This is a genomic window from Actinobacillus suis ATCC 33415, from assembly GCF_000739435.1.
Lineage (GTDB): Bacteria > Pseudomonadota > Gammaproteobacteria > Enterobacterales > Pasteurellaceae > Actinobacillus > Actinobacillus suis.
In genome coordinates this window covers 1,227,412-1,248,390 of sequence record NZ_CP009159.1, presented here as the reverse complement: position 1 = coordinate 1,248,390, position 20,979 = coordinate 1,227,412, and the positions used below count along the sequence as shown (strand labels likewise).

Sequence of the window (20,979 nt, the reverse complement as noted above, 5' to 3'; positions counted from 1 at the left end):
AATCGACTATTTTTAATTTATTAAATTCAAGGTAAAATGGAACGTAGATTCTAAAAAAGCATATACCTATTTATGGTTATATGGTTGTTTTAGGTCAAAATTTGGTTGGGGTGATTATTCATATTCAGAATAATCTATAAATAAATTTTATTATACTTTATAAGAGGTCTGAGATGTTAGACGTTGTTGAACTCTCGCGTTTGCAGTTTGCTTTAACTGCACTCTATCACTTCTTATTTGTGCCGTTAACATTAGGTCTTTCTTTCGTTCTCGTTGTAATGGAAACACTTTATGTAACGACAGGAAAAGAAGTCTATAAAGATATGACTAAATTCTGGGGTAAGTTATTCGGTATTAACTTTGCCCTTGGCGTAACAACTGGTATTACAATGGAATTCCAGTTTGGTATGAACTGGTCATATTATTCTCACTATGTGGGCGATATCTTTGGTGCTCCATTAGCAATTGAAGGCTTAATGGCGTTCTTCTTAGAGTCAACTTTCATTGGTTTATTCTTCTTCGGTTGGGATCGTTTATCAAAAGGTAAACACTTACTTGCGACTTATGCAGTTGCATTTGGTTCTAACTTCTCAGCGTTATGGATCCTTGTTGCGAATGGTTGGATGCAGAATCCGGTTGGTTCTGAATTTAACTTCGAAACAATGCGAATGGAACTTGTGAGTTTCTCTGATCTCGTATTAAATCCAGTAACACAATCTAAATTCTTACATACGGTAACAGCAGGTTATACTTGTGGTGCAGTATTTGTATTAGGTATTAGTGCTTACTATATTTTAAAAGGTCAGGATCTCGGTTTTGCAAAACGTTCATTCTCAGTAGGTGCAAGCTTTGGTTTAATGGCGATTCTTGCTGTATTAATTATGGGCGATGAATCAGGTTACGAAATCGGTAAAGCACAACCTACTAAATTAGCCGCAATGGAAGGTGAGTTTGAAACTCAACCTGCTCCGGCAGCATGGAATGCATTCGTAATTCCTAATACCGCTGAAATGAAAAATGAATTCTCAATTCATATTCCATATATGGCAGGTATTATTGCAACACGTTCTTTTGATACTGAAATTAAAGGTTTAAAAGATATTCGTGCAATCAATGAACAACGTGTTCGTACCGGTATTCAAGCATATGCGTTACTCGAAAAATTACGTGCGGGTAACTATACTGCAGAAGAAAAAGAAGCATTCAAAGCAGTACAAAAAGACTTAGGCTTCGGCTTATTACTCAAACAATATACGCCGAATGTAGTTGATGCGACTGAAGAACAAATCCAAAAAGCGGCAGCAAGTACCATTCCTAATGTTGGCCCAACATTCTGGGCATTCCGTGCAATGATGGTTTCTGGTGGTTTAATGCTCCTATTAATTGGCTTCGCATTCTTCCAAAACTTACGTGGTACCGTTGGTAAAAACCGTTTATTCTTAAGAGCAATGTTATGGGGTATTCCTCTTCCGTGGATTGCAATTGAGTCTGGTTGGTTCTTGGCGGAATATGGTCGTCAACCATGGGCAATTTATGAAGTATTGCCGACAGGCGTATCTAATTCGGCATTAACGACGACAGATCTTTGGATCTCAATCGGTTTACTTTGCGGCTTATATACTATCTTCCTCGTGGTTGAGATGTATTTAATGTTTAAATATGGAAGACTTGGTCCAAGCGCATTAAAGACGGGTCGTTATCATTTTGAACAATCTACAAAATAATAGGAGTGTACAATGATCGATTATGAAATTCTCCGCTTTATTTGGTGGATTCTGATTGTCGTATTGCTAATCGGCTTTGCGATTACAGACGGTTTTGATATGGGCGTATTAACATTATTACCTGTGATTGGTAAAAGCAATGTTGAGCGCCGAGTGATGATTAATACCATTGCTCCTCACTGGGACGGTAACCAAGTATGGTTATTAACAGCAGGTGGTGCGATCTTTGCGGCATGGCCTACCGTTTATGCAACATCATTCTCTGGTTTCTATTTAGCGATGATTCTAGTGCTAGCGGCGTTATTTTTCCGTCCGGTAGGTTTTGAATATCGTGCTAAAGTAGATAGCCCGAAATGGCGTAATGCTTGGGACTGGGGTTTATTTGTCGGTGGTTTTGTACCGTCATTAATTTTCGGTGTAGCGTTTGGTAACTTATTACAAGGCGTACCATTCGAATTTAATAACCTCAACCAAGTGGTATATACAGGTTCATTCTTCGGCTTATTAAATCCGTTCGCATTATTATGTGGCGTAGTAAGCTTAATGATGTTAACCACGCAAGGTGCGACATGGTTACAAATGAAAACAACAGGTGATTTACGTAACCGTGCGAGAGCAACCGCTCAAGTTACTGCGGCAATCGTATTAGTTGCGTTTGTATTAGCGGGTGTTTGGTTATCGTTTAAAGACGGTTTTGTAATCACAAGCGATTTAGACCACAATGCACAATCATTCTTAACTAATAAAACTGTTGCGGTTGAAAGTGCGGCATGGTTCAGAAATTTTGCTGAGATGCCGGTATTATGGGTCGTTCCTGCATTAGCGGTATTAGGTGCATTGTTAACGATTTTTGCTTCTAAAGTGAATCGTTCAGGCTTAGCATTCTTCTCATCATCAATTATGCTCGTTGGGGTTATTGTTACTGCAGCTGTATCTATGTTCCCATTCATTATGCCGTCAATTTCTCATCCAGAAATGAGTTTAACGGTTTGGGATTCAACAGCAAGCCAATATACATTAACAGTAATGTTAGTTGTTGCGTGTATCTTTGTGCCTTTAGTATTAGCTTATACTATTTGGTCATACATCAAGATGTATGGTCGCTTAGATGCTAAATACTTAGAAGATAACAAAGCAAGTGCATACTAAGGAGATAAACAGATGTTTTATGTAACTTGGGTATTAGGCGTTTTACTTGCGATTCTTTTTGCAACGGTAATTACTGTTAGCATTGAGAAAACAGGCAAATTTGACGAATAGGATTATAGTGAATGATTCATTCGCTCTATAATTTAACAAGAAAGGGCTGGCTAAAGGCCCTTTCTTTTATTCTTGCAGGTGTACTATTTGCAATGATATTGCTGAATGCGAATCTATTTGCTCAGCATTTTGGCGGACATATTCCTTATTTAGCAATTTTAGCCTTCTATGGTATGGCGATTTTATGGATTCATGGAATCGGTTTTGAAATTGAGAGTGCGATCTGGCGTTTAACCTTTTTACCTATACTAGGCTATATCATTGTGATCGGTTCTCTGAGTTATTTAATTTCATTAAGATAGGCGTAAGATTTCTTACGCTTTTTTATTAATTTTTTTATAAAAAAATATTTTCATTTCCCTATTGCACAACCATTTTTCTCTCTCTAAAATAGCACGCAATTTGCGCCTAATTTTTGGGCGTTTTTCATTTTGACGAATATTGGAATACAAATGAATTTCCCGATTAGAGTTTATTATGAAGATACGGATGCCGGAGGCGTGGTTTACCATGCAAATTACATCTGTTTTTTTGAGCGTGCACGTACGGAGTATTTACGTCAAGTAGGTTTCTCTCAGCAAAAATTATTGGCCGGCTCATTTGCTTTTGTCGTAAAAAAATTAGAAATTGATTATAAAATTCCTGCTCGTTTAGATGATTTACTCAGAGTCGAAACAGTCGTGACTGAGTTAAAAAAAGCAACGATTGTATTTCAGCAACAGTTATGGCGTGATGATATTTGTTTAAGTGAAGCAAAAGTCACCGTTGCAAGTGTTGATTTAACCAAAATGAAGCCTGTGGCGATTCCTGATGATATACGTCAGGCACTACAAGCGGTCTAATTTTTAAACAAATTACTTATTCGGAGTTCTCTTAAATGGAAACTGATTTTAACCTTGTTTCGCTGTTTATGCAGGCAAGTATTGTGGTTAAGATTGTTATTTTAATCTTAATTACATTTTCAATTTTATCTTGGGCTGTCATTATTCAACGTAGTCGCGTTTTAACGGCAGCAAAGAAAGATGCGTTAGCGTTTGAAAATAAATTCTGGTCAGGTGAAGATTTACACCGCTTACATGAAGGTTTAGAAAATCGTCGTGACGGTTTAAGCGGTTCAGAGCAAATTTTCTATGCTGGTTTTAAAGAGTATATGCGTTTACAGCAAGTAAATGCGGATGCGCCAGAAGCTACTATGAAAGGCTCTAGCCGTGCAATGAATTTAGCGCTAAACCGTGAAATTGAGAATCTAGAAAGTTACATTCCATTTTTAGGCACGGTAGGTTCAATTAGTCCTTATATCGGTTTATTTGGTACGGTATGGGGGATTATGCACTCATTTATGGGCTTAAGTGCAGTGAAACAAGCAACCTTACAATCAGTTGCTCCGGGTATCGCAGAAGCACTTATTGCAACAGCTATTGGCTTATTTGCAGCAATTCCGGCGGTAATGGCATACAATCGTTTAAGTTTACGTGTAAATAAATTAGAACAAGATTACGCTAACTTTATTGATGAATTTACAACCATTTTACATCGCCAAGCGTTTTCTAAAAAATAAGAGCGTAGTAAAAAACTCACGGGATCTGACCGCTTAATCTCGGTCGGATCTTTTATTCACTAATGTATAAGAGGAAAATATGTCTTACCGTCGTAAACGTAATGACATTAAATCTGAAATCAATATCGTACCATTTTTGGACGTATTGCTTGTACTATTACTTATCTTCATGGCAACCGCACCGGTAATCAGTCAAAGCGTTGAGGTTAATTTACCAGAAGATAAACATAGTCAGTCGGTATCTAATGAAGATAAAACTCCGGTCATTTTACAAGTTGCGGATGTTGGTTTATATAAATTAAAAATTGACGGAAACTTTGTACAAGGGAGCAATGGGCTAGAAGAACTAGGCGAGCAAGAAGTTGTTGCGTATGCGGGAGAAGCATTCCAAAAAGATCCGAATACGCTTTTCCTTGTTGCAGCAGAAAAAAATATTCCTTACGAAGAAGTTATTAAAGGGATTGTTCTTTTAAAAGATGCAGGTATTAAAAATGCTGGGTTAATGACCCAAGGCAAATAGTAATAAGGATAACGTGTGAAATCTAAAGACGACAGACTAGAACTGGCGGTTATAGTTTCAGTCCTATTACATGCATTGTTGATTGGATTGCTTCTACTCGGTTCATTTTTTACCAAGACCACGCTGGAAGAAGCAGCTGGCGGTAGCGGTGGTACGGGTGAAGAGTTTGAGGCGGTAATGGTTGATACTGGGCAGGTCGCTGCCGAGTACGGGCGTTTAAAATCAGACAAAAAAGGCAATGCACAGCCGAAGGTGGCGGAGCAAGAAAAACCAAAGCCTGAAGAAGTAGTAGAGGAAGAACCGACACCTCAAGAGGTTGCTGAAGAACAAGCCAAAGAACAGCAACGCGTTGCAATGATTGAAGAACAGAAAAAACAAGAAGAGCAACGCCAAAAAGCTGAGCAGCAACGTCAGCAAGAAATTGCAAAACAAGAGCAGCTTAAAAAAGAGCAAGCTGAAGAGGCAACACGCAAAAAAGCAGCAGAGGCAGCTCGTTTAAAAGCTGAAGCGGAAGCTAGAAACTTAGAAGCAGCAGCGAAAGCAGCTGAGGAAGAGAAGAAGGCAAAAGAAGCACAGAAAAAAGCGGAACAGCTGAAAAAACTTGAAGAGCAGAAACAGGCTGAAAAAGAAGCAAAATTAAAGGCTGAGAAAGAAGCGAAAGAAAAAGCTGAAAAAGAAGCGAAACTAAAAGCTGAAAAAGAAGCCAAAGCTAAAGCAGAGAAAGAAGCGAAAGAAAAAGCCGAAAAAGAAGCTAAGTTAAAAGCGGAAAAAGAAGCTAAGGCTAAAGCTGATAAAGAGGCTAAAGCGAAAGCCGCTGTGGAAGCAAAAGCCAAAGCAGATGCGGCAGCCAAGGCTGCTCAAGCCAAGAATAATAAAGCCCTTGATGATTTCTTAAGTGGTGGAGATATTGGTGGCGGTTCGAGCAAAGGCGGTAATAAAAATACTGCGGGCTCACAAGGTAATGGCAATTCGAAAGGTATTGGTGACGGAAGAGGTGTAGCGGATACCGGTTATGCTCAGCTAATTAAGAAAAAATTAGCTCGTACTTACCGAGTAGATCCAAGTTTTAGCGGGCGTGAATGCCAAGTGAAAATTTCGATTGATCCAGCAGGTAATATTACAAGCCATCAAGTATTATCCGGCCCGGATGATATTTGTCGAGCGGCAGTAGCGGCAATTACCTCGGCAAGAAATGTTCCGAGAGCACCAAATGAAGAGACTTATAAGAAATATAAATCTCCAATTATTAAATTTGGTTTAAGAGTTTTATAACAACCAAGAGGTTAACAATGAAATTAAAATCTCGTTTAACGAGTGTTATCAGCGTCATCGCTCTCTTTTTCAGCAATGTAGTAACAGCTGAATCAGATGTTGTGATTTCTGTTGATGAAGGTGTAAGTATGGCACAACCTATTGCGGTTGTTCCGTTTAAGGCAAATGGTGCTGTACCGGCGGATGTCGGACAAATTATTGCAGACGACTTACGTAATAGTGGTAAGTTTACGCCGGTAGAACGTTCTAGATTACCGGCTCAGCCAGGCTCGGTAGCAGAAGTAGATTCACAACAATGGACCGATATCGGTGTAGATTCTGTAGTTGTAGGACAAGTGACCCCAACAGGTAGTGGCTATAATGTTGCTTATCAGTTAGTTGATACGTTAAGTAATCCTGCGGCAGTATTAGCTCAGGGTTCATTTAATGTACCTGCAGCACAAATTCGCCAAGGTGCGCATACGGTAAGTGACCAAGTGTTTGAAAAAATTACGCAAATTCGCGGTGCTTTCAGAACAAAAATTGCTTATGTCGTGCAACGTGGCGTATCATCTTATGAATTACGTGTTTCAGACTATGACGGTTATAATGCCTTTACCGTTGTAAAAAGTAGAGAGCCGTTAATGTCACCCGAATGGTCTCCAGACGGTAGTCGTTTAGCTTATGTGACATTTGAAAACAAAAAAGCACAAGTTGTTGTGCATGACCTACGTTCAGGTTCTCGCCGTATCGTAGCGGCATTACGTGGACACAACGGTGCACCAGCGTTCTCGCCGGATGGTTCTCGTATTGCATTCGCATCGAATCAAGATGGTGAGTTAGATATTTATGTTGTTGGTGCAAATGGTGGTAAACCATCAAAATTAACTGCAAATGCAGGTAATAATACAGAACCAAGTTGGTCTCCGGATGGAAGTACGATTTACTTCACTTCAGACCGAGCAGGTTCTCCACAAGTGTATAGAATGAGTTCATCAGGTGGTGGCGCAAGCCCAATGGGGGGAAGCGGTAGCTATAATGCTAAAGTTTCATCTGATGGTAAGAATTTAATCATGATTGCTGGTGATAAGGTTGTGAAACGCGATCTCGCTTCGGGTGGCACGGAAGTATTGAGTTCAACTTTCTTAGACGAGAGTCCAAGCATTTCGCCAAATGGTATTATGGTTATTTATAGCTCTACCAAAGGTACGAGCAAAGTGCTACAATTGGTGTCCGCAGATGGCCGTTTCAAAGCTAACTTGCCGGGAGCAGGTGGACAATTTAAGTTTCCTGCTTGGTCACCGTATTTGACTAAATAATAAAATTCTTTTTAGGAGCAACAAATGAAAAAACTAGCTAAAGTATTGATGATTGCGGCACCAGCATTCGTATTAGCAGCTTGCAGCAGCTCATCAGACAACGCTAACGCAAATGCTAACGCAAACGCAGGTCAATTCGGCGGTATGACTGCTGAAGACTTACAAACTCGTTACAACACTGTATACTTCGGTTTCGACAGCTATGCAGTTGAAGGTGAGTACCAACAACTTTTAGATGCACACGCTGCATACTTAACATCAGCAAACGGTAAAGTAACAGTTGCTGGTCACGCTGACGAACGTGGTACTCCAGAGTACAACATCGCGTTAGGTCAACGTCGTGCAGACGCAGTTAAAAACTACTTAGCAACTAAAGGTGCTAACCAAGTTTCAACTGTTTCTTACGGTGAAGAAAAACCAGCTGTGTTAGGTCACACTGAAGCTGACTACGCTAAAAACCGTCGTGCAGTATTAGAATACTAATTTGTAGCCTAATTACTAAAGACAAAAATAAAGCCCTGATTTTTCAGGGCTTTATTTCGTTATAACACCATAAGCGGTTAAATTTCCTTTCCTTTTTACAAAAGTAAAATCATTTTTTGTATCTTATTTAACGCCTTCCTCTTTGTTTTTCAGATTTTACCCCCATAATGATTATCTTACTTTAAAGATAATTAATTCTATTTTAAGTATTTTAAGCTAAAATAATCGTTTAACGATATTCGTCTGGGAATTAAACAAGGACAACAAATGCAATTTATCGGAAAAATTATTGGATTCTTCTTAGGTTACCAAATCTTTCATAGCTTTTTTGGGGGGCTATTAGGGGCTTTTATCGGTCATCTTGCGGATAAAAAGTTGTATGAATTAGGTTCAGTTCGTTCAAGTGTTTTTGGTAAAAATCTTACGCGTCAATCGCTTTTCACTCAGACGACATTTGCGGTATTAGGACATATTGCGAAAGCAAAGGGACGTGTAACGGAAGATGACATTCATTTGGCGCGTCAGTTAATGAGCCGTCTGAAATTAGATGCTAATGCCCAACAACTTGCACAACAAGCATTTACGTTAGGTAAAGAGGCTGATTTTCCGTTACGTCAGGTGATTCAGGAATTCAGAGAAGCTTGTGGTCAGCGTGCCGATTTATTGCGCTTTTTTGTGGAAGTCCAGATGCAGGCCGCTTTACACGATGGGCAATTAGATGCGAATGAACAGCAAATTTTATTTACGATTGCCGAAACTATGGGGATGAGCCGTTTCCAATTTGAACGTATGATTGCGATGGTTATGGCTGCACAGCAATTTAGAAACGGTGGCTTTTATCAAGAGCAATATCAGCAAGGTGGCGCTTATCAGCAATCGCAAGGCAGATATAATGGTTATCATCAAGCTAATAGTAATGCACCGAGCATTGATGCCGCTTATAAAGTTTTAGGCGTGACCGCAAATGACGACCAAACCGCCGTAAAACGTGCCTACCGTAAATTGATGAACGAACATCATCCGGATAAGCTGGCGGCAAAAGGTTTACCGGATGAGATGATGGAATTAGCGAAAGAGAAAGCACAGCAAATTCAAGCGGCTTACGATTTAATCTGTAAAGTAAAAGGATGGAAATAATGGAACAGCGCTCACATATTATTCCGCTGTTTTTAGCGATTATGATTACCGCAATTGCGATATGGTCGGGGATCACTCCGTCAGATCGGGCTGTCTGGTATGCGGAAGTGATGCCAATTTTTGTGGTATTTGGGCTATTGATTTTTACATACCCTAAATTTCAATTTAGCGGTTTGGCTTATATCTTAATGTCCTTATGGATGATTATGCATTTAATCGGTGCCAAATATACCTTTGCCAATGTGCCTTTTGAGTGGGCGAATCAGTTTCTTAGCCCTATTTTAGGCGAAGATCGTAACCATTTTGATAGAGTGGCACATTACATTATCGGTTTTTATAGTTTCCCGATGGCAGAATGGTTATTACGCCGCCGTAAATGTGGATTAGGTGTTGCAACCTTCTTTTCGCTATTTTTTATTATGGCAGTAGCCGCAAGTTATGAAATTATCGAATGGCAATATGCAGTGATAGAAGGTGGTAATGCAGGTATTGAATTTTTAGGCTCGCAAGGCGATATTTGGGATGCACAAAAAGATATGTTGGCGGATACTTTGGGGGCAATTACTGCGCTTATTATTTATCTGATTGCCCGTCCGGACTTGCGGATTCGCTCCCATTTTTACGAATAGCATTAACCATTTCAAGCGGTCATTTTTGGTAAAAATTTTGCAAAAATTGACCGCTTTCTTTTTGAATCGAATAAGCAAAAAAATTGAATGATGAATACGATACCTAAAGTTATTTTAGCGCCGATGCAAGGCGTATTAGATCCTTTTGTTCGCAAATTACTGACGGCAGTAAATGATTACGATCTATGTATTTCAGAATTTGTGCGAGTGGTGGATCAAAAATTGCCGAAGAAAGCATTTTATCGTCTTGCGCCTGAATTGTTGCAGGGCGGTTTAACCGATTCAGGTACGCCTGTGCGAGTGCAGTTATTAGGACAACATCCGCAATGGTTGGCAGAAAATGCCCAGTTGGCGATTGAATTGGGCTCGCATGGAGTGGATTTGAATTGCGGTTGTCCGTCTAAAACGGTAAACGGCAGTAATGGTGGCGCATCATTGCTAAAAGATCCGGATTTGATTTATCGAGCAACCAAAGCAATGCGAGAAGCAGTTCCACAGGAGCAGATCGTTTCGGTGAAAGTGCGTTTAGGTTGGGATTCGGCAGATCAATGTTTTGAGATTGCCGATGCGGTGGCACAAGGTGGAGCGAATGAAATAACCGTACACGGTCGTACCAAACAAGACGGCTATCGAGCTGAACGCATTAATTGGCAGGCAATCGGCGAAATTCAAAAACGTCTTTCGATTCCTGTGATTGCCAATGGCGAAATCTGGGATTTTGAATCTGCAAAAAATTGCCAAAATATGACCGCTTGTTCGAGTTTAATGATCGGGCGAGGTGCATTAAACACGCCGAACCTTAGCCGAGTGGTGAAATTTAATCAGCCTAAAATGCCATGGCACGAGGTGCTGCAATTACTGTTTCAATATGTAAATATGGAAAATGAGCGTGACTCGGGCTTTTATCATGTGGCGAGAATTAAGCAATGGCTACATTATTTGGATAAAGAATATCCGGAAGCCAAAGATTTGTTCCAAATACTCAAAACGGAGCACGGCTATGACGGTCTAAAAGCACATATTGAACGAGCGGTAAATCAAGGGATTTAACAATAGGGTTTTAACCACGGAAAACACAGAAGTAATAATAAGTAATATTGATTTTTTAAAGAGAGAATATATGAGCTTATTATTTGAACAAGAAACGTATGCTTTACGCAGTGCAATATTTGATGTGTATTTTCAAATGGGTAATGGTTTTTTAGAATCTGTTTATCAAGAATGTTTAGAGCTTGAATTTAGAGCTAGAAATATTCCTTTTATAACACAACCCAATCTTGCATTAATGTATAAAGATCAGCTATTAAAGCAGAGTTATAAACCAGATTTTATTTGTTTTGATCAAATTATTATTGAATTAAAAGCAGTTAATTTGTTGAAAGAAGAGCATAAAGCTCAATTAATGAACTATTTAAAAATAACAGGTATGAAGTTAGGTTTACTTGTTAATTTTGGTGCATTTCCTAAAGTAGAAATTAAACGGATAATTATGTAGTTATTATTGAAAACTTTATTTCCGTGAATTCAGTGTATTCCGTGGTTAATTGAAAAGAGAAAACGATGAAGAAACAAATATTTAGTGAGCAAGAGGTCACAACAGAACAGCAATTTGTGGCCAAGCAAGAATTTGAGGCTTCGGACGATATTCAAATTGAAGAGGAATATCAAGAAGTTGAGGCGGAATTAATTGTTGAAGAAAGCCTGAAGCCGTCGCGTTTTTGGGTAAGAGTAGTGCTGTTTGCGTTGGGACTGTTCAGCGTTGCCGTGATTGCACAAAGTGTGCAATGGCTGATTGATACTTTCCAAGCTCGCCAATGGATTTATTTTGCGTTTGCAATTGTGTTCGCTTTAATCAGTTTAACCGGCGTGGTTGCGATTATCGGTGAATGGCGTAAATTAGTTTTTTTACGTCATCATCAGCAACAACAGCAAGTAAGCGAGCAATTACTTTTAGAAGAACTTGCAACGACAAGCGGTGAAAAAGCGGTAAATTTTTGCAATGAGGTTGTGGCGAATTTAAAAAAAGTGCCAAGTGTGCAACATTCGCAACAACGTTGGCAAAGCCAATTAAATGAGGCTTATAATGCAAAAGAGGTGCTGTACTTATTTAGTGAAACAGTGCTCACACCGCTTGATAAGCAAGTGAAAAAAATGATTTCAAAAAGTGCGACTGAAAATGCGGTGATTGTGGCGGTTAGCCCGTTAGCTGTGGTGGATGTGTTGATGGTAGCGTGGCGAAATATTGCATTGGTGAATAAAATCAGCAAAACCTACGGTATGCAATTAGGGTATTTCAGCCGTTTGAAATTATTCAAAATGGTCTTAACCAATATGGTGTTTGCTGGTGCAACCGAAGTGGTGAGCGATGTCGGTATGGAATTCTTCTCGCAAAATTTAACCGCTAAACTTTCACTGCGTGCCGCACAGGGCATTGGTGTAGGTTTGCTCACTGCAAGATTAGGCATTAAAGCGATGGAATTTTGCCGTCCGGTTGCGTTCCAAGCGGGTGAAAAACCGAAACTTTCTGCCATTCGCCAACAATTATTAACTTCGGTTAAAAACACGATTTTTACGAAAGCAGAAGAAAAAGTGAGTGAGAAGGTATAGATATTCCGCGGCTTATATTTTAATTAGCACGGCATATATAGAGAACTCGGAAAAGAAAACAAGCGGTAGGATTTGCAAAAAAAGTTGCAATTCTTACCGCTTGTTATTTGGAATTTACAGCCCTAGCAGGGCTGTATTCTGCTTAAGCTAGTAAGGCTTTGCCGTGCTAGGATCTCAGAAATGCGCCAAGGAAGCAGAACTAGCTAAGCAATGCCTCAAGCTGTTCTTGGCAGTCCAGCCATTCCATTTCAATTTCTTCAACGGCTTTTTTCGCTTCAATTTGCTTCGCGAGTGTTTCGGTAAGTTGCACTTTATTTTCCGCTTCATAGATCTCGCTTGAAGCCAGTAGTGCTTCGAGCTGATTTAGCTTTTCACTCGCTTGTTCAAGATCTTTCTCTAGCTGGGTGATCTTTTTGCGTAACGGTGCGGTTTGTTGGCGTAATTCCGCCTCTAAACGCTTTTGTTCCTTACGATTTGCCGCGCTATTATCCGCTTTTTCTTCCGTACAAGCGGTCGAATTTCCTGAATTTTTTGCCGCTTCAAGCGCATTTTGTTCGTTTAGCCATTTTTGGTAATCATCCAGATCGCCTTTAAATTCTTCCACTTTTTTATCGTGCACCAGATAAAATTCATTCACGGTACTACGCAATAAATGACGATCGTGCGATACCACTACCAGCGAGCCCTCATAATAAGTGAGCGCATCGGTTAGCGCTTGACGCATTTCCAGATCTAAATGGTTGGTCGGTTCGTCCAACAACAGTAAATTTGGGCGTTGCCATACGATTAGCGCTAACACCAAACGAGCTTTTTCCCCGCCGGAAAACGAGCCGACGTTTTGTTTCACTTTGTCGCCTTTAAAATCAAAGCCGCCTAAATAATTACGTACTTCTTGTTCGGTTAATTCCGGAGCAATTTTCTGTAAATGCCATAACGGGCTTTCATCAAAGCGTAATGTATCCACTTGATGTTGAGCGAAATAACCTAATTGTACACCTTTGGCTAATTGAATATGTCCGGTTTGCGGGGCTAATTCGCCGGCGAGTAATTTAATCAGCGTGGATTTACCCGCACCGTTGCGGCCGAGCAAACCGATACGTGAGCCGGGCACTAAATTCAGTTTAACCGATTCTAAAATGGTTTTATCAGCATAACCGGCACTGGCTTTTTCCATCATTAATAACGGGCTTGGCAAAGCGAGCGGCGGACGGAATTCAAATTCGAACGGACTGTCCGCATAAGCCGGTGCAATCAGTTCCATTTTTTCCAACGCTTTGATACGGCTTTGTGCCTGTTTCGCTTTGGTTGCCTTCGCCTTAAAGCGGTCGATAAAACTCTGTAAATGAGCAACTTTTCGCTGTTGTTGTGCATAAGCAGCATTTTGTTGCGAGATTTTGGTAGCACGCTGAATTTCAAACGAGGTGTAGTTACCGGTGTAATCATTCAGCTGCTGATTTTCGATATGAATCACGCGATCAATTATCGGATCGAGAAAATCTCGGTCATGGGAAATGAGCAATAGCGTACCACGGTAGTTAGTCAGCCATTTTTCCAGCCAGATCACCGCATCTAAATCCAAGTGGTTAGTCGGTTCATCAAGTAGCAGCAAATCAGAACGGCAGATCAACGCTTGTGCCAAATTTAAACGCATACGCCAGCCACCTGAGAACGATTTCACCGGTAAGGAAAGTTGTTCGTTAGTGAAGCCTAAACCGTTTAACAAGGTTGCTGCACGGGCTTGAATTGTCCATGCGTCAATTGTATCCAGTTGAGTGTGAATGAGAGCAATTTGATTGCCGTTATTTTCTTGATTGGCTTTTTCTAATTGGCTCATTAAACCGGTATATTCGCGATCGCCTTGGATCACATAATCCAATGCGGAAATTTCCAATGCCGGTGTTTCTTGATTTACCCAAGAAATCGCCCAGTTTTTCGGCAGAGAAACATCGCCGCCTTCCGGTTGTAATTCGCCTTTCACTAAAGCGAAAAGTGAAGATTTACCACAACCGTTTTTACCGACCAGTCCAACTTTTTGACCGGTATGAATGGTGACGGAGGTGTTTTCTAAAAGGACGGATTGTCCGCGTTTTAAGATAAGGTCGGTGAAAAAAATCATTATAAATGCTTGGTTTATGTTAAAATTTTGCCGTTATTCTAACATAAATAGAGGAAGCTATGTTTGATTCATTAGCAGTACAATTTGTTGTATTGTGGGCGGTAATTGACCCTATCGGTTCAATTCCAGTGTATTTGGCGAAAACGATCGGTTTGCCAATCGAAGATCGCCGTAAAATTGCACGTAATGCAGTGGTGATTTCTGCTGGTATTTTAATGTTTTTCTTAGTTGGCGGGCAGATGTTGCTGGAAGCAATGCAGATTCCGCTATCGGCATTCCAAGCTGCCGGCGGCTTAGTATTATTACTGTTTGCGTTAACAATGATTTTTGGTGAGAGTAAACCGGAACAAGAGATGAAAATAAAAGCCAGTATTAGTGAGCTGGCGGTTTACCCTTTAGCCGTGCCATCTATTGCTTCACCGGGAGCGATGATGGCAATTGTATTACTTACCGATAACCACCGTTTTAGTATTACCGATCAAGTGGTTACGGCAGGTATTATGCTGTCTGTATTGGCGATTACCTACTTATTTTTACTGGCGGCAAATCGCATTCAACACTTTATTGGTAATGCGGGAGCGGCGATCATTAGCCGTGTCATGGGCTTAATTTTAGCGTCAGTGGCGATTAATAATTTATTAGTCGGTGTGCGAGATTTCTTTATTCAAGTGAGTTAAATAACCGAGGATTTTATGGCATTACGTACTTTGTCGGAAGCATTACAAGAAATGCTAAACCGCTTACCGACAGCATCAAAAACAGAAACATTAACACTGGCAGAGTGTGCGAATCGTATTTTAGCAGAAGATATTTTTTCCCCGATTAATGTCCCCAGTTTCGATAATTCGGCAATGGACGGCTACGCGTTTCGTTTAGCGGATCTCGCTCAATTTGAACGTTTAACCGTTGCCGGTAAATCTTTTGCCGGCAATCCGTTTACCGGCGAAGTGAAAGCCGGAGAATGTATTCGTATTATGACCGGTGCGATGCTGCCAGCAGATTGTGATGTAGTTGTGATGCAAGAAGAAACGGAAGTAGAGACACTTACAAGCGGTCAAATTTTAGTGAAATTTTGCAAAACGCCGAAGCTTGGGCAAAATATTCGCCGAATTGGTGAAGATGTAAAACAAGGCGCATTGGTGTTGGCAAAAGGCAGTTTATTAAATGTGACCACTTTGCCATTATTAGCTTCGTTAGGCATTGCGCAAGTGCCGGTATTTAGCCGTTTAAAAGTCGCGATTCTTTCCACCGGTGATGAACTAACTTCGGTCGGTCAGCCGCTAGAACAAGGCAAAATTTATGATACCAACCGTTTTGCAGTGCGTTTAATGTTAGAAAAACTCAATTGTGAGATTTTAGATTTTGGTATTCTACCGGACGATCCGGTAGTGTTCGAACAAACGTTTAATCAAGCGCAGCAGCAAGCGGACGTATTAATTACCAGTGGCGGTGTGTCGGTCGGCGAAGCGGATTTCACCAAAGATGTGTTAGAAAAACTGGGCGAAATCGGCTTTTGGAAAATTGCAATGAAACCGGGCAAGCCATTCGCTTTCGGTAAATTGCAACACGCTTGGTTCTTCGGTTTACCGGGTAATCCGGTTTCCGCTTTAGTCACCTTTTACCAACTGGTGCAACCGGCGTTAGCTAAACTGGCCGGTGTGAATGCGGAACGTATCGCAAATCTTACCCAAAATTTAACCGCTATTGCAGATACGAATTTGAAAAAAGCGGTAGGTCGCCAAGATTTCCAACGTGGCTTCTATTATGTTAATCAACAAGGTGAAGTAGCTGTACGTCCGGTCGGTTCGCAAGGCTCGCATATTTTCAGTGCTTTTTATGAAAGCAATTGTTTTATTGTGTTGGAAGCGGAACGAGGCGATGTGAATGCCGGTGAAAAAGTGACGATTCAGCCGTTTAACAGTTTATTGAGATAGTGAGTGAATATGGAACTTAGCGATCAGGAAATGTTGCGCTATAACCGTCAAATTATTTTAAAAAGTGTTGATTTTGATGGACAAGAAAAGCTAAAAGCCAGCCGTGTATTGATTGTCGGGCTGGGCGGCTTGGGTTGTAGTGCTGCGCAATATCTAGCTTCAGCTGGTGTCGGGCATTTGATTTTGGTGGATTTTGATGAAGTATCATTATCCAATTTACAGCGCCAAATTTTGCATACGGATGCCAATATCGGTCAGCCGAAAGTAGAGTCGGCAAAAGTGCGTTTAAACCAAATCAATCCGCATATTCAGCTTGAGGCGATTAATAAACAATGTAGCGATGCCGAATTTGCCGAGTTGATTGAGCGAGTGGATTTAGTGTTGGATTGCACCGATAACGTGACGGTACGTAATCAGTTAAATTTGCAATGTTTTGCGCAAAAACGACCGCTTGTTTCCGGCTCAGCGATTCGCTTTGAAGGTCAAATTTCAGTATTTACTTATGCGAAAGATGAGCCTTGTTACAGTTGTTTAAGTCAATTATTTGGTGACGGCACTTTAAGTTGCGTGGAAGCTGGTGTGATTGCGCCGATCGTTGGTGTGGTTGGGAGCTTACAGGCATTGGAAGCGATTAAATTATTGCTGAACGTAGGTAAAAGTTTAGCCGGAAGATTATTGATGATTGACGGTTTACATTTTTCGGTAAGAGAAATGAAGCTACCGAAACTTAAAAATTGTGAAATTTGTTGTGAATAGGTCGCTAAAATTCAAGAATTGCAAAGAATTGACAAGTTAGGTTATATGGTTTGACGCTAAAACGGTTTAGCGATATTATTTTTTTCCGAAATGTTCCTCCTTAGTTCAGTCGGTAGAACGGTGGACTGTTAATCCATATGTCGCAGGTTCGAGTCCCGCAGGAGGAGCCAACTAATTTCCTTTAGTTTTGCTTTTGTTCTTGTTTTATTTGTCTCCTTTTATAAAACAGTGATTCATACCTCCAGAATTAGAACAAAAGAATTTGCCCCGTAGGTTTTCTACGGGGTTTCTTTTTTTCTATATCTTGTCAAAACAATTCCTATTTCTTCAAGATTATCATCACAGAATATCCTAAGTATAAATCAACCTAATTTCGGTTTATGCTGTGATGATGTGTTCATTATTTAGTAAATAACGAAATAGATTCCAAATGTCCTGTATGTGGGAACATATCGATCATTGCCGCTTTTTGCAGTTTATAACCGGTTTGAATCAGTTTTTCTGCATCTCGCACTAATGTGGCGGGGTTACAGGAAACATAAACGATCGTTTCGGGATTCAATGCGGCTAAGTGATCCAAGCAGAAAAATGCGCCGTTACGCGCCGGATCTAATAAAACTTTGTTAAACGGCTCACTTGCCCACGCTTTATCTGCAAAAGGTTCGTCTAGGTTGGTTTGGTAAAATTCTACGTTTTTTAGACCGCTTGCAGCTTGATTCTGCTTGGCCTGTTCAACCATCGGCTGAACGCCTTCCACACCGACGACAAAACCGGCTTGTTGAGCGATGGGTAAGGTAAAATTGCCCATACCGCAGAATAAATCCAATACTCGGTCTTGTGCGGAAAGATTGAGCCATTCCAATGCTTTATCCACCATTTTTTCATTTAAGTTACCATTCACTTGAATGAAATCACGAATCGAAAAGCCCAGTTTTACACCATGAATTTGGTAGTAGGGCGCTTCACCACTTAATTGAACGATATCATTTTCAGCGGTCATCACAAACAATGAAAGTGAATATTGTTCAGCAAACTGTTGCAAATTTTGACTATCTTGCGGATGGAATTGCCCGACGTTACGCACCAGCATCGCAATGGTATTATCCGCTTGAACCAGTTCTATATGCCCAAGTGTTTTTTTGTTCTGCCACGTGCTAAATAGGCTTTGCAGTGGTTTGATAAGCTGAGAAAGCGGCTCGGCCAACACTTCACACTGCTCAAGCGGTATGATTTGGTTTGAATTTTGCATTCTAAAACCAATCGCTAACTGATTATTTTGTAACGCAATACTCAGTTTTGCGCGGCGGCGATAGCCCTTATCGTTACCGACGATCATCGGTTGAAAATCAATCGGCTGTGATTGCAGTTTTTGTAAGCGTTGAAAAAGCGCACGCTGTTTGGCTTCTCGCTGTAAATCTAGCGGAATATGCTGCATTTGACAGCCGCCGCATTTGCCGTAGAGAGCACAACTCGGCTGTTGGCGTTCGGTGGATGGTTTTAAAATTTTAACCGCTTTTGCTCGTCCGTATTGGCGTTTTTCTTCCAATACTTGGATTTCAACTTGTTCGTTAGGTAAGGCGTTTTCGATAAACCACGTTTTTCCGGCAATTTTCGCCACGCCTAAGCCTTGGTAGTCCAAAGATTGAATGGTAATCGGCGGACAAGCGGTCGTTTTTGCCGATTTTTTTGCTTGCTGTTTTGCAGCTTTTTCAGAGTAGAACAGTGCCATTTTTAGTGTAAAATCAAATTCGTAAAGTCAGTTATTATATATGAAAAAGGGGGAAAGATGATTTCGAATGTTTGGACCGAACGTTTTTTGGCGGATAAAAAACGAGAACAAGACCACCGTTCACCGTTTCAGCGAGATCGCGCGAGAATTTTGCATTCCGAAGCCTTTCGTTGCTTGCAAGCTAAAACGCAGATTCACGCAGTTGGTGAAGATGATTTTTATCGTACTCGCTTGACCCATTCACTTGAAGTGGCGCAGATCGGCAGTAGTATCCGTGCGAAATTATTGCGAGAGAAACAAGCCTTTCAAGCGGTTGTTTCCGATCAAAAATTTGCAATTTTAGCTGAAAATTTGACCGCTTTATTGCCGTCTCGCAGTTTGATTGAATCGCTTTGTTTTGCGCATGATATTGGACATCCACCATTTGGGCACGGCGGCGAAATGGCACTCAATTATAAAATGCGTGCACATGGCGGTTTCGAAGGTAATGCTCAGTCATTTCGGATCGTTACCCAGCTTGAACCTTATACACCGCAACACGGAATGAATCTCACGCGCAGAACCTTGTTGGGAATTATTAAATATCCGGCACTGCTTGAAGAAACCGAACCGCAAGCACGCCCGCAATTTGCTGAGTCGCCTTATATCAACCTGCACCAATTTAAAACCTGTAAGGGCATATTTAGCGATGATCAAACCTTTTTCGATTGGGTGTTAGCACCGTTAAGCGAGCAAGATCGTAAGTTACTACGTACGATAAGTTTCAGTAAAGATCCGCTTGAACCGCATAAAACGCAATATAAATCGTTGGATTGCAGCATTATGGAACTTGCCGATGATATTGCCTACGGTGTACACGATTTGGAAGATGCGATTGCCGGTGGTATGGTCACGCCACAATCATGGCAACAGGCAGAGCAACAATTAGCACAATGTTCTTCTAGTTGGATTCAAACGATTTTACCGACCCTTAGCCAGAAATTATTTTCACAACATCGTTATGAACGTAAAGATGTGATCGGGGCGTTGGTTAATTATTTTGTGACTAACGTAAAATGGCGAGAGCAGGCGGGTTTTGATGAGCCGTTATTACGTTTTAATGCGTATTTACCGGATGATATGAAATGTGTGCTGGAAATTTTAAAACGCTTTGTTTACCAATATGTGATTTGTGATGTGAAAACACAAAGAGTGGAATACAAAGGTCAGCGTATTTTAATGGCGTTGTTTGATATGTTAAGTACTGATCCGGAGCGTTTATTGCCACAAAATGTTGCTTTACGCTGGCAACAGGCTGAAGTGGCAAAACGCCCTCGGGTGATTTGCGATTATCTAGCCAGCATGTCGGATGGGCAAGCATTTAAACTTTACCAAAGTTTATAAAAGTTTGAAGAACTAAGCGGTTATTTGTTCGTCTCATGTGAAGCTAAAATGGAGTATTACCATTTTTTATTTTTATTACGGAAGGACAATTATGAAAATGTTATCGAAAGCAACTTTATTAGCAACCACATTAGGTTTATTTACCGCTGCAAGTGCATTTGCCGTAGATATTCCTCGTGAGATTTATCGCCCGAACGGTAAATTAGTGAAAGCGGATCGCCAAGGTAATGGTGAATATGAAGTGGAATATCGCTTACGTGGTAACGATGTGCGTGTGATTGCTAAAAATGCAATTTCACACGCAAAACGTCATGGTTTCCGAGTAACAGAGGCTGAAATTGAAAGAGATGATGCGGATCTTAAATTTGAACGTGGTGATCAAGAGTTAGATATTCAAATTGAAGTAAAAAATCGTAATCGTATTGAATATAAAGCGGATTTAGACTTAGATAAAAACTAATCCGGTATGTTTTTAAAGAAACCGTTTGCTAGTTGCAAGCGGTTTTTTTATGCCCAAAATTTGCAAAATTCTTTATAAATCAGACCGCTTTGAGTCGCTAAATTTGGTAGAAT

At 40.6% G+C, this 20,979-nt stretch carries 22 protein-coding genes and 1 tRNA gene; 21 read left to right on the top strand and 2 right to left on the bottom strand.

Features of this window, described 5'->3' with window-relative positions; translation table 11 throughout:
* Positions 1 to 173: 173 nt before the first annotated feature.
* From ASU1_RS05675 to ASU1_RS05610, 15 genes are all read left to right on the top strand, one after another.
* Positions 174 to 1,724, top strand: coding sequence for a cytochrome ubiquinol oxidase subunit I (locus ASU1_RS05675; protein WP_014991831.1), 1,551 nt, complete (start codon positions 174 to 176; stop codon positions 1,722 to 1,724).
* Positions 1,725 to 1,736: 12 nt separating this feature from the next.
* Positions 1,737 to 2,873, top strand: a complete 1,137-nt coding sequence (gene cydB, locus ASU1_RS05670) for a cytochrome d ubiquinol oxidase subunit II (protein WP_039195216.1) — start codon at positions 1,737 to 1,739, stop codon at positions 2,871 to 2,873.
* Between the two features lie 12 nt (positions 2,874 to 2,885).
* On the top strand, positions 2,886 to 2,984 hold the full coding sequence (locus tag ASU1_RS11795; protein WP_005619000.1) for a CydX/CbdX family cytochrome bd oxidase small subunit: 99 nt from the start codon (positions 2,886 to 2,888) through the stop codon (positions 2,982 to 2,984).
* 11 nt (positions 2,985 to 2,995) lie between these two features.
* Positions 2,996 to 3,286, top strand: coding sequence for a cyd operon protein YbgE (gene ybgE / locus ASU1_RS05665; protein ID WP_014991829.1), 291 nt, complete (start codon positions 2,996 to 2,998; stop codon positions 3,284 to 3,286).
* 150 nt (positions 3,287 to 3,436) lie between these two features.
* Positions 3,437 to 3,826, top strand: coding sequence for a tol-pal system-associated acyl-CoA thioesterase (gene ybgC, locus ASU1_RS05660; protein WP_014991828.1), 390 nt, complete (start codon positions 3,437 to 3,439; stop codon positions 3,824 to 3,826).
* A 35-nt stretch (positions 3,827 to 3,861) separates the two neighbouring features.
* Entirely contained in the window at positions 3,862 to 4,542 is a 681-nt protein-coding gene (gene tolQ / locus ASU1_RS05655) for a protein TolQ (RefSeq protein ID WP_005623626.1), read from the top strand.
* A gap of 79 nt (positions 4,543 to 4,621) precedes the next feature.
* Positions 4,622 to 5,062: a colicin uptake protein TolR gene (tolR, locus tag ASU1_RS05650; RefSeq protein ID WP_005623624.1), complete on the top strand. Its 441-nt coding sequence runs from the start codon at positions 4,622 to 4,624 to the stop codon at positions 5,060 to 5,062.
* Between the two features lie 15 nt (positions 5,063 to 5,077).
* Positions 5,078 to 6,334 (top strand): cell envelope integrity protein TolA, encoded by a 1,257-nt coding sequence (tolA, locus tag ASU1_RS05645; protein ID WP_014991827.1) that lies wholly within the window; start codon positions 5,078 to 5,080, stop codon positions 6,332 to 6,334.
* A gap of 17 nt (positions 6,335 to 6,351) precedes the next feature.
* On the top strand, positions 6,352 to 7,632 hold the full coding sequence (gene tolB, locus ASU1_RS05640) for a Tol-Pal system beta propeller repeat protein TolB (RefSeq protein ID WP_014991826.1): 1,281 nt from the start codon (positions 6,352 to 6,354) through the stop codon (positions 7,630 to 7,632).
* 24 nt (positions 7,633 to 7,656) lie between these two features.
* On the top strand, positions 7,657 to 8,115 hold the full coding sequence (pal, locus tag ASU1_RS05635; RefSeq protein WP_005596217.1) for a peptidoglycan-associated lipoprotein Pal: 459 nt from the start codon (positions 7,657 to 7,659) through the stop codon (positions 8,113 to 8,115).
* A 267-nt stretch (positions 8,116 to 8,382) separates the two neighbouring features.
* The gene (djlA, locus tag ASU1_RS05630) at positions 8,383 to 9,252 is read left to right on the top strand and encodes a co-chaperone DjlA (RefSeq protein WP_014991825.1); all 870 of its coding nucleotides are present in this window, start codon (positions 8,383 to 8,385) and stop codon (positions 9,250 to 9,252) included.
* Positions 9,252 to 9,881 (top strand): DUF2238 domain-containing protein, encoded by a 630-nt coding sequence (locus ASU1_RS05625; protein ID WP_014991824.1) that lies wholly within the window; start codon positions 9,252 to 9,254, stop codon positions 9,879 to 9,881. The genes djlA and ASU1_RS05625 overlap by 1 nt, the downstream gene beginning before the upstream one ends.
* Before the next feature lie 87 nt (positions 9,882 to 9,968).
* Positions 9,969 to 10,931 carry a tRNA dihydrouridine(16) synthase DusC gene (gene dusC, locus ASU1_RS05620; RefSeq protein WP_014991823.1) on the top strand — a complete coding sequence of 321 codons (963 nt, stop codon included), beginning with the start codon at positions 9,969 to 9,971 and terminating at the stop codon, positions 10,929 to 10,931.
* A 70-nt stretch (positions 10,932 to 11,001) separates the two neighbouring features.
* A complete protein-coding gene (locus ASU1_RS05615) occupies positions 11,002 to 11,376 on the top strand; it encodes a GxxExxY protein (RefSeq protein ID WP_014991822.1) in 375 nt (124 codons plus the stop codon).
* Positions 11,377 to 11,441: 65 nt separating this feature from the next.
* Positions 11,442 to 12,488 (top strand): YcjF family protein, encoded by a 1,047-nt coding sequence (locus tag ASU1_RS05610; protein WP_014991821.1) that lies wholly within the window; start codon positions 11,442 to 11,444, stop codon positions 12,486 to 12,488.
* Positions 12,489 to 12,687: 199 nt separating this feature from the next.
* On the opposite strand, the gene ASU1_RS05605 is transcribed toward ASU1_RS05610, so the two are convergent.
* Positions 12,688 to 14,604: an ABC transporter ATP-binding protein gene (locus tag ASU1_RS05605; RefSeq protein ID WP_014991820.1), complete on the bottom strand. Its 1,917-nt coding sequence runs from the start codon at positions 14,602 to 14,604 to the stop codon at positions 12,688 to 12,690.
* Between the two features lie 59 nt (positions 14,605 to 14,663).
* Between ASU1_RS05605 and ASU1_RS05600 the strand changes: the two genes are divergently transcribed.
* The 4 genes from ASU1_RS05600 (at position 14,664) to ASU1_RS05585 (ending at position 17,464) form a co-directional block, all read left to right on the top strand.
* A complete protein-coding gene (locus ASU1_RS05600) occupies positions 14,664 to 15,281 on the top strand; it encodes a MarC family protein (RefSeq protein WP_014991819.1) in 618 nt (205 codons plus the stop codon).
* 15 nt (positions 15,282 to 15,296) lie between these two features.
* Positions 15,297 to 16,538 (top strand): molybdopterin molybdotransferase MoeA, encoded by a 1,242-nt coding sequence (moeA, locus tag ASU1_RS05595; protein ID WP_014991818.1) that lies wholly within the window; start codon positions 15,297 to 15,299, stop codon positions 16,536 to 16,538.
* Positions 16,539 to 16,547: 9 nt separating this feature from the next.
* Entirely contained in the window at positions 16,548 to 17,294 is a 747-nt protein-coding gene (moeB, locus tag ASU1_RS05590) for a molybdopterin-synthase adenylyltransferase MoeB (RefSeq protein ID WP_039195211.1), read from the top strand.
* 94 nt (positions 17,295 to 17,388) lie between these two features.
* Positions 17,389 to 17,464: transfer RNA gene (locus ASU1_RS05585), tRNA-Asn, on the top strand.
* Between the two features lie 230 nt (positions 17,465 to 17,694).
* Here ASU1_RS05585 and rlmD read toward each other — a convergent pair.
* Positions 17,695 to 19,023, bottom strand: coding sequence for a 23S rRNA (uracil(1939)-C(5))-methyltransferase RlmD (gene rlmD / locus ASU1_RS05580; RefSeq protein WP_014991816.1), 1,329 nt, complete (start codon positions 19,021 to 19,023; stop codon positions 17,695 to 17,697).
* Positions 19,024 to 19,080: 57 nt separating this feature from the next.
* Here rlmD and ASU1_RS05575 point away from each other — a divergent pair, with 57 nt between their 5' ends.
* Entirely contained in the window at positions 19,081 to 20,406 is a 1,326-nt protein-coding gene (locus tag ASU1_RS05575) for an anti-phage deoxyguanosine triphosphatase (protein WP_014991815.1), read from the top strand.
* 91 nt (positions 20,407 to 20,497) lie between these two features.
* Complete coding sequence (locus tag ASU1_RS05570) at positions 20,498 to 20,866, top strand: hypothetical protein (RefSeq protein WP_014991814.1); 369 nt, start codon at positions 20,498 to 20,500, stop codon at positions 20,864 to 20,866.
* Positions 20,867 to 20,979: the final 113 nt, after the last annotated feature.